The sequence below is a fragment of the Streptomyces sp. F63 genome, assembly GCF_018070345.1.
GTDB lineage: Bacteria > Actinomycetota > Actinomycetes > Streptomycetales > Streptomycetaceae > Streptomyces.
Genome location: NZ_JAGPXX010000011.1, coordinates 166,954 through 174,186, shown reverse-complemented (window position 1 = coordinate 174,186; position 7,233 = coordinate 166,954). Strand labels below are relative to the sequence as shown.

The 7,233-nt window shown below is 75.4% G+C and carries 7 protein-coding genes; 2 read left to right on the top strand and 5 right to left on the bottom strand.

Features of this window, described 5'->3' with window-relative positions; translation table 11 throughout:
• The coding region (locus KBZ10_RS14795) for a hypothetical protein (RefSeq protein WP_210988073.1) at positions 1-427 on the bottom strand (427 nt) is incomplete at its 3' end.
• A complete protein-coding gene (locus KBZ10_RS14790; RefSeq protein WP_210988072.1) occupies positions 424-648 on the bottom strand; it encodes a hypothetical protein in 225 nt (74 codons plus the stop codon). The genes KBZ10_RS14790 and KBZ10_RS14795, both read right to left, overlap by 4 nt.
• Before the next feature lie 227 nt (positions 649-875).
• Here KBZ10_RS14790 and KBZ10_RS14785 point away from each other — a divergent pair, with 227 nt between their 5' ends.
• Positions 876-2,273 carry an MFS transporter gene (locus KBZ10_RS14785; protein WP_210988071.1) on the top strand — a complete coding sequence of 466 codons (1,398 nt, stop codon included), beginning with the start codon at positions 876-878 and terminating at the stop codon, positions 2,271-2,273.
• Between the two features lie 148 nt (positions 2,274-2,421).
• On the opposite strand, the gene KBZ10_RS14780 is transcribed toward KBZ10_RS14785, so the two are convergent.
• The 3 genes from KBZ10_RS14780 to KBZ10_RS14770 all read right to left on the bottom strand — a co-directional run bounded on the left by KBZ10_RS14780 (position 2,422) and on the right by KBZ10_RS14770 (position 5,920).
• Entirely contained in the window at positions 2,422-4,356 is a 1,935-nt protein-coding gene (locus KBZ10_RS14780) for a GAF domain-containing protein (RefSeq protein WP_247702368.1), read from the bottom strand.
• Positions 4,357-4,569: 213 nt separating this feature from the next.
• Complete coding sequence (locus tag KBZ10_RS14775; RefSeq protein WP_210988069.1) at positions 4,570-5,385, bottom strand: 3-hydroxybutyrate dehydrogenase; 816 nt, start codon at positions 5,383-5,385, stop codon at positions 4,570-4,572.
• Positions 5,386-5,440: 55 nt separating this feature from the next.
• Entirely contained in the window at positions 5,441-5,920 is a 480-nt protein-coding gene (locus tag KBZ10_RS14770; protein ID WP_210988068.1) for an NUDIX domain-containing protein, read from the bottom strand.
• 161 nt (positions 5,921-6,081) lie between these two features.
• Here KBZ10_RS14770 and KBZ10_RS14765 point away from each other — a divergent pair, with 161 nt between their 5' ends.
• Positions 6,082-7,206 carry an O-antigen ligase gene (locus KBZ10_RS14765; protein ID WP_210988067.1) on the top strand — a complete coding sequence of 375 codons (1,125 nt, stop codon included), beginning with the start codon at positions 6,082-6,084 and terminating at the stop codon, positions 7,204-7,206.
• Positions 7,207-7,233 lie beyond the last annotated feature (27 nt).

The window sequence follows — 7,233 nt, the reverse complement described above, 5'->3', positions numbered from 1 at the left end:
CGGGTTCGCGGCGAACGCGGACCACGCCGGCGCGACGAACGTCCTCAACAGGGCCGGGCTGGTCCTCTGCGCGGCGGCTTAGCCACCGACGCAGGAAGCCCGCGCGTTTACGCGTGGGTGGAGTCACCTGCCAGAGGGTGTTGTCCCGGACGGTCGCACCCGGGCTGTAGAGCTTGAAGGCGTCGTCGAACGCGGAGACGAAGCAGTTGCTGACGGTGGTGTTCCGCAGCGCGGGGATCCCGTCGCCGTTCCACCCCCAGTTCCCGAGCACCTTGACGCCCTCGACGGTGCCGCCGAACTCCGACTCGTCATCGGCCGCCGCGGTGATCTGGTCGTCGCGGTAGCCGCTGACCACCCAGTGCGGGGCGTTGACGACGGTGACGTCGTGGAAGCGGAACCCGTCGGTGCCCAGCTGCACCATCTTCACGGTGTGCTCCCAACAGTCGTCGGGGTCCTGCCGCCGACGGTGACCGAGTAGAGCTCCGACCGTGCCTCGGCGGGCAGGCCGGGGGTCGTCGTGACCCGTGCGCCGGCGGGCGGTGACGGTTCGGCCGGCACCGAGCCCCGGGCGACGCCCCAGGTGAGGACGGTGAGGATGGCCAGAACGGCACCGGCCAGTGCCGCCGGGTGTCTTCTTGGCGAGGTCATACGCGCTCCTGCCGTGTGTCCGGAGAGGGATATGAGTGGCCCCAGGGACACGCGGGGCGGTCCGCGCGGGTTTCACTCCGGGCGGCGCCCGTGCCGGCCGTGTCATGGGTGCCGGGCGCACCCCCGGCCGCCGAAGTGTGGTGTCCCACCACATGTGCCGGTGACCTGCGCGTTCCTACGGTGTGGCGACACGAACGTCCCCGAACCGCCCCCGGAAGTGGTGACCCATGGCTGCTACGGCACCCGCTCCACCGAACTCCACCCCGCTCAAGCGCGTCGTCGCCGCGAGCCTCATCGGCACCACCATCGAGTGGTACGACTTCTTCCTCTACGGTGCCGCCGCGGCGCTCGTCTTCAACCAGCTGTTCTTCCCCGGCTCCGACCCCCTCGTCGGCACCCTGCTGGCCTTCCTCACCTACGCCGTGGGTTTCGCCGCCCGCCCCGTCGGCGCCCTGGTGTTCGGCCACTACGGCGACAAACTGGGCCGCAAGAAGCTGCTGGTGCTGAGCCTGCTGCTGATGGGCGGCGCGACGTTCGCCATCGGTCTGCTGCCCACCCACGCCACCATCGGCACGGCGGCCCCGCTGCTGCTGACGGTACTGCGGCTGGTGCAGGGCTTCGCGCTGGGCGGCGAGTGGGGCGGCGCGGTCCTGCTGGTCTCCGAGCACGGTGACGCGAAACGGCGCGGCTTCTGGGCGTCCTGGCCGCAGACGGGAGCGCCGGCCGGGCAGCTGATCGCCACCGGTGTCCTCGCGGTCCTGACGGCCCTGCTGTCGGACGCCGCCTTCATGGCCTGGGGCTGGCGCGTCCCGTTCCTGCTCTCCGGCGTGCTCGTCGCGATCGGGCTGTGGGTCCGGCTGGCCGTCGACGAGTCCCCCGTCTTCCGGCAGGCACTGGAGCGGGCCGAGGCGCGCAAGGCCGCCGAGAAGCCGGCCGCCGAGCGGACGCCGCTGGTCGCCGTGGTCCGTCACCACTGGCGGGACGTGCTGATCGCCATGGGCTCCCGGATGGCCGAGAACATCAGCTACTACGTCATCACCGCCTTCATCCTCGTCTACGCGACCTCCGAGGTGGAGCTGAGCAAGCAGACCGCGCTCAACGCCGTGCTGATCGCCTCGGCCGTGCACTTCGCCACGATCCCCGTCTGGGGCGCCCTGTCGGACCGCTTCGGCCGCCGGCCCGTCTACCTGCTGGGCGCCGCCGGCGTGGGCCTCTGGGCGTTTCCCTTCTTCGCGCTGATCGACACCGGCACCTTCGCCAACCTGCTGCTGGCGGTCACCGTGGGGCTGGTCTTCCACGGCGCCATGTACGCCCCGCAGGCGGCGTTCTTCGCCGAGATGTTCGCGACCCGCATGCGGTACTCCGGCGCCTCCATCGGCGCGCAGTTCTCGTCGGTGCTGGCGGGCGCCCCGGCGCCGCTGATCGCCACGGCGCTCCTCGCCGACTACGGCAGCTCGACGCCCATCGCCCTGTACGTGATCGCCGCCGCGCTGCTCACGCTGCTGGCCGTCGGGATCGCCAAGGAGACCCGCCACCGCGATCTGACGGAGCTCGACCCGGAGGGCGACGCCGCTGCGGAACCGGCGGGCGCCGCCGCGTCACGGGCGGCGGCCCGTACGGCCTGACCCGCGGCGCGCCGCAGAGGACGGCAGGAGACGGCGCCTCCGCGCCCCTGGGACAGGGGGTGCGGAGGCGCTCTTCCGTGTCCCGGTGCCCCGGGTTCCCCCCGGGTGTCCCCCCGTGGCGCCGGGGTGTCGGGCGCCGGGGCGGGTGTCAGCGGTCGAGCGCCCCGGCGAGCCGGTGCAGACGCAGGGCGAGCTGCACCTCCAGCGCGCGGGACGGGGACTGCCAGTCGGCGCCGAGGAGGCGCCCGACGCGCTCCAGGCGCTGCGCGACGGTGTTCACGTGGACATGCAGCTCGTCCTTGGTGCGGGCCGGGCTCATGCCGCAGGCGAAGTACGCCTCCATGGTGCGGGTCAGCTCGGTGCCGCGCCGCGCGTCGTAGTCCGTGACCGGGCCGATCGTGCGGCGGACGAAGGACGCGACGTCCCGCGAGTCGGCCAGGAGCAGCCCCAGGAACCCGAAGTCCTCGGCCGCCGCGCCCTGCCCGGCCCGTCCCAGCAGGAGCAGCGCCTCCAGGCAGCGCCGGGCCTCGGCGTACGCGGCGGCGACGGCCCCAGGACGGGCCACGGGCGCCGGTACGGGCGCCGACGCGCCGACGGTGACGGTGCCCCGGACGGCGGTGCCGAGCTGTCCGGCGGCCTGCCGGGCGGTCTCGGCGGCGCTCTCGTCCGGGCCTGCCGGGAGCAGCAGCACGGCTCCGCCGTCACGGGCGGCGGCCAGGCCCTGCCGCGTCGCCGCGAGATGGGAGGCGGCCAGCCAGAGCCGCCGGCGGTCGGCGATCCGCCGCTCGGCCGTCTCCGCGCCGCTCCCGCCGGCGTCGCCTCCGGCGTCGCCGGCGCGGGCGGCGAGCACGACGTGCGGGGCGTCCAGATCGGCCGTCAGCCGTGCCGCGCGCTCGCGCAGCAGGCTCGGATCGCGGTCCGGGGCGTCCAGCAGGTCGTCCAGGAGTTCGCCGCGGACCCGCTGTTCGGCCTCGCCGGCCGAGCGCCGCGCGATGAGCAGCAGCGAGGTGACCATGGCGGCGCGTTCCAGGGTGCGCTGGTCGACGGGGTCGAGTTCCGGGTGGCCGTGCAGGACGAGGGCACCGAAGAGCTCACCGCCCGCGGAGACGGCGGCCACCCAGTCGTCGCCGTCCCGGACGGCGCGGCCGGCGGACCGGGAGCGTTCCACCGTCCTGCCCGGTGAGAGACCCGCCTCGGTGAACTCGACGGATCCGCGGAGCACCTCGGCCACCGCCTCCGCCACATCGCGGACACCGCCGCCGCGGAGCACCAGTTCGGTCAGCCGGTCGTGGACCTCCGAGGCGCGTTCGATGACGGCGCTGCGGTCCCGGATGACCGCGTGGGCGGCTTCCAGCCCGGCGAGCGCGGAGCGGGTCTCGGAGAGCAGGTTCGCCGAGTCGATGGCGACGGCGGCATGGGCGGCGAAGGACGCCAGCAGGGCGATCTGCTCGCGTTCGAAGACCCGTGCCCGCCGGTCCGCGGCGAACAGCACCCCGATGACACTGCTGCCGGTCATCAGCGGCACGCCGAGGATCGCGACGAGGCCCTCGTCGCGCACCCCGGAGTCGATGGTGTGCGTGTGCTCGAAGCGCGGATCGTCCAGGTAGCTCTCGGTCACGTACGGGCGGGCGGTCTGCGCCACGAGCCCGCCCAGCCCCTCCCCCATGCCGAGCCGCAGCTGCTGGAAGCGGGCGGACACCGAGCCGTCGGTGACCCGCATGTAGGTGTCCCCTGCCTCCGGGTCGTTGAGGGTCAGGTACGCGCACTCGCTGCCGAGCAGCGACCGGGCGCGCTGGACGATGGCCTGGAGCACGGCGTCGAGATCGCGCAGCCCGGCCAGGTCGTGCGCGGTTTCGAACAGAGCCGACAGTTCGGCCTCGCGCCGCCGCCGCCCCTCCAGCTCGCCGCGGACCCGCAGGGCGAGCAGCTTGCCGCGCTCCAGGGCGGCCAGCTCCTCGGGGCCGGCGCCGGCCGCGCGGGCCCGCAGCAGGGGCTGCTCGTACTCCTCGGCGGCCGCGCCGCGGGACAGCAGCTCCAGGTAGCGGGCATCGGCGGCGGCGGGCGGCGGCTCGGATCGGGGCATGGGCTCAGGCATACCGGGGGTACACCCTCGCGCGCCAGCCGGGCGCGGCACGGCCTCCTCCGCGGGGGGCCGCGCCGCGGGCCGCGGCCGGGGGCCCCGCGGCTCCCGGGACGCGTACGGGTCCGGCTCCCCGCCGCGCCCCCGGGCCCGTGCGCCCGCCGCCGCGTCCGCCGTCCGGAGACGGGGCCGGGCGGGGCCCCGGGCCGGAGGGGGTCAGTGCGCGGTCCATCCGCCGTCGAGGGGGACGGAGGCGCCGGTGATGAAGGACGCCTGCCGAGCGCACAGATAGGCGACGGCCTCGGCGACCTCCTCCGGTTCGACGAGCCGCTTGAGCGCCGAGTCGGCGAGCAGGATGTCGGCGACGACCCGTTCGGCGGGGATCCCGTGGGCGGCGGCCTGGTCGGCGATCTGCTGCTCGACGAGCGGGGTGCGGACGTAGCCGGGGTTGACGCAGTTGGACGTCACACCGTGCGCGGCGCCTTCGAGCGCCGCCACCTTGGAGAGCCCTTCGAGACCGTGTTTGGCGGCCACGTACGCCGATTTGAAGCGGGACGCCCGCAGACCGTGCACCGAGGAGATGTTGACGATCCGGCCCCAGCCCTGCCCGTACATGTGCGGCAGTGCTCCGCGGATCAGCCGGAAGGGGGCCTCCAGCATCACCGTGAGGACGGTGGCGAAGACCTCCGGCGGGAACTCCTCGATGGGACGGACGAGTTGCAGCCCGGCGTTGTTCACCAGCACGTCGGTGCCCGCGGCGGCGCGCTCCGCCGCGTCGAGGTCGGTGAGGTCGAGCAGCTGCGGTTCCACGGCGCCCGGCAGGCCGCCGGCCCGGGCGCCGAGCTCCTCCAGGCCGGTGCCGTCCCGGTCCACGGCTCTGACCGTGGCCCCGGCCGCCGCGAGGCGCAGCGCGCAGGCCCGGCCGATGCCGCCGGCCGCGCCGGTGACGAGCGCGGTGCGGCCGGTGAGGTCCAGGTCGACGGAGTGGGGGGCGGGGGCGGCGGCGACGTCCGCCGCGGGAGGCACGGTCATGCCCGGCACCCTAGGCAGCTCCCGGCCCGCCACCGATGTGGCCCGGGGCCACACTTCACGCGGAGACCATGGGGTCGAACCACGCCGGTCCGTCACCGAGAGCCTGCTTGACCCGGCTCACCGCGAAGTCCTCCAGGTCCGGCAGGCCGTCCACCGGGAACCAGCCCACCTCCAGCGACTCGTCGTCGTTGACCCGGGCCTCGCCGCCCGTGGCGCGGCAGCGGAAGGAGGTGTCCACGAACTGGCACAGGTCGCCGTTCGGGTAGCGCACCGGCTCCAGGGTCTGCACCAGCACCAGCCGCTCCGGTACGCAGCGGACGGCGGTCTCCTCGTACACCTCGCGCACCGCCGTCCGTGCGGGCTGCTCCCCCGGTTCGACGATGCCGCCGATGATGGACCAGCGCCCGGTGTCGGCACGGCGGACGAGCAGCACCCGCTGTGCGTCGTCGAACACGATGGCGCTGACGCCGGGGAGGAGGAGCAGTTGCTGTCCGGCCGTGGCCCGCAGGGCGCGGATGAAGTCGGGTGTGGGCATGGGGCGAGCCTAGAGGTCTGCCGGTGGCACATGCCCGGACCACTGTTCCCGCCGGACACCTCCACACCCCGCCGTCTCAGCCGTTACGGTGTGGCGCACCACATGCCCGCGCGCGGCCCCGTGCCGTGAACGGTGCCCGTCCGAGCTGGGGGGTCGACGGGATGGTTCCGTCCACGGGACGTCTCCTGGAGGAGCAGCGCCGCAGCGCCGCCGACGCCGCCGGTGTGGTGGTGTTCGGCTGCTGCGCGGCCTGGGCGCTCATCACCGCCGCAGGCCGCGACGCGCGGCCCGAGGGAATGCTGCTCGCCCTGCTGGCCGTCGCCGCCGGATACGCGTTCGGCCGGATCGGCGGCGCGCTGCTGCCGGTCGCCGTGCCCGCGGTGGCGGCCCTCGCGGGCGGCTTCGCGGCCCTCGCGGCGCCGCGGGCCCTGCCCGGAACGGTCTCCGTGGTGGTGCCCGGCTCCGGCCACGGCGGGGCGGAGGCGGCCCAGCTGGCGCTCGCCGCGGGCACGGCGTGCTGCGCGGCCTGGGCCGCGCGCCGTACCGCGACGCGGACGGTGCTGCGGCTGGCGGTCGCGGGGACGGCGGTGGCCGCGCTGCTGCTGGGTTCGCCGGTGGGCGCCGCGGTGGTCGTGGTCGTGCTGCTGTGCTCCTCGGCCGTCGCGCGGACGCGGCGCCGGGCGCCCGTGCTGGCCGGTTGCGCGCTGACGGCGGCCCTGGTGACCGGCGGTACGGTGGCGATGGCCGGGGACGCGCTGCCGGACGGGCCGGCGGCCGCCCTGGAGGGGCGGCTGACGGAGCACCGGGTGCTGCTCTGGAGGGACGCCCTCGGGCTGGCGGCCGACCGTCCCGTGCTCGGCGCCGGACCGGACGCGTTCGGGTTCCTGAGCGAGACCGTGCGGAACACCCCCGGATCGGACGGCAAGCCGCACTCGGCGCCGCTCCAACTGGCCGCCGAGCAGGGCCTCCCCGGAGCGGCGCTGCTGGGGGCCGCCTTCTGCTGGACGCTGGCCGCCCTGGGGCGCTCGCCGCGCTCCACGCCGGTCGTCCTGACGGCCGGCGCCTCACTGACCGCCCTGGCCGCGCTGGCAAGCGTCGGCAACGCCCTGAGCTTTCCGCAGGTGACGGTGGCGGCCGGGCTCCTCGCGGGCGTCGCCACCTCCCGGCCGCTCTCCTACGGAACGGGCCCGGAGCCCGTCGCCGCGGCGGCTCCGGGCGGGGCCGCGCCGGTCCGGGTCCACCGTGAGGGCGGCGGAAGGCCGGCCGAGGAAGCCCCGGGAAGCTGACGTGGCCCGCGCCGGGCGGGCGCGGGG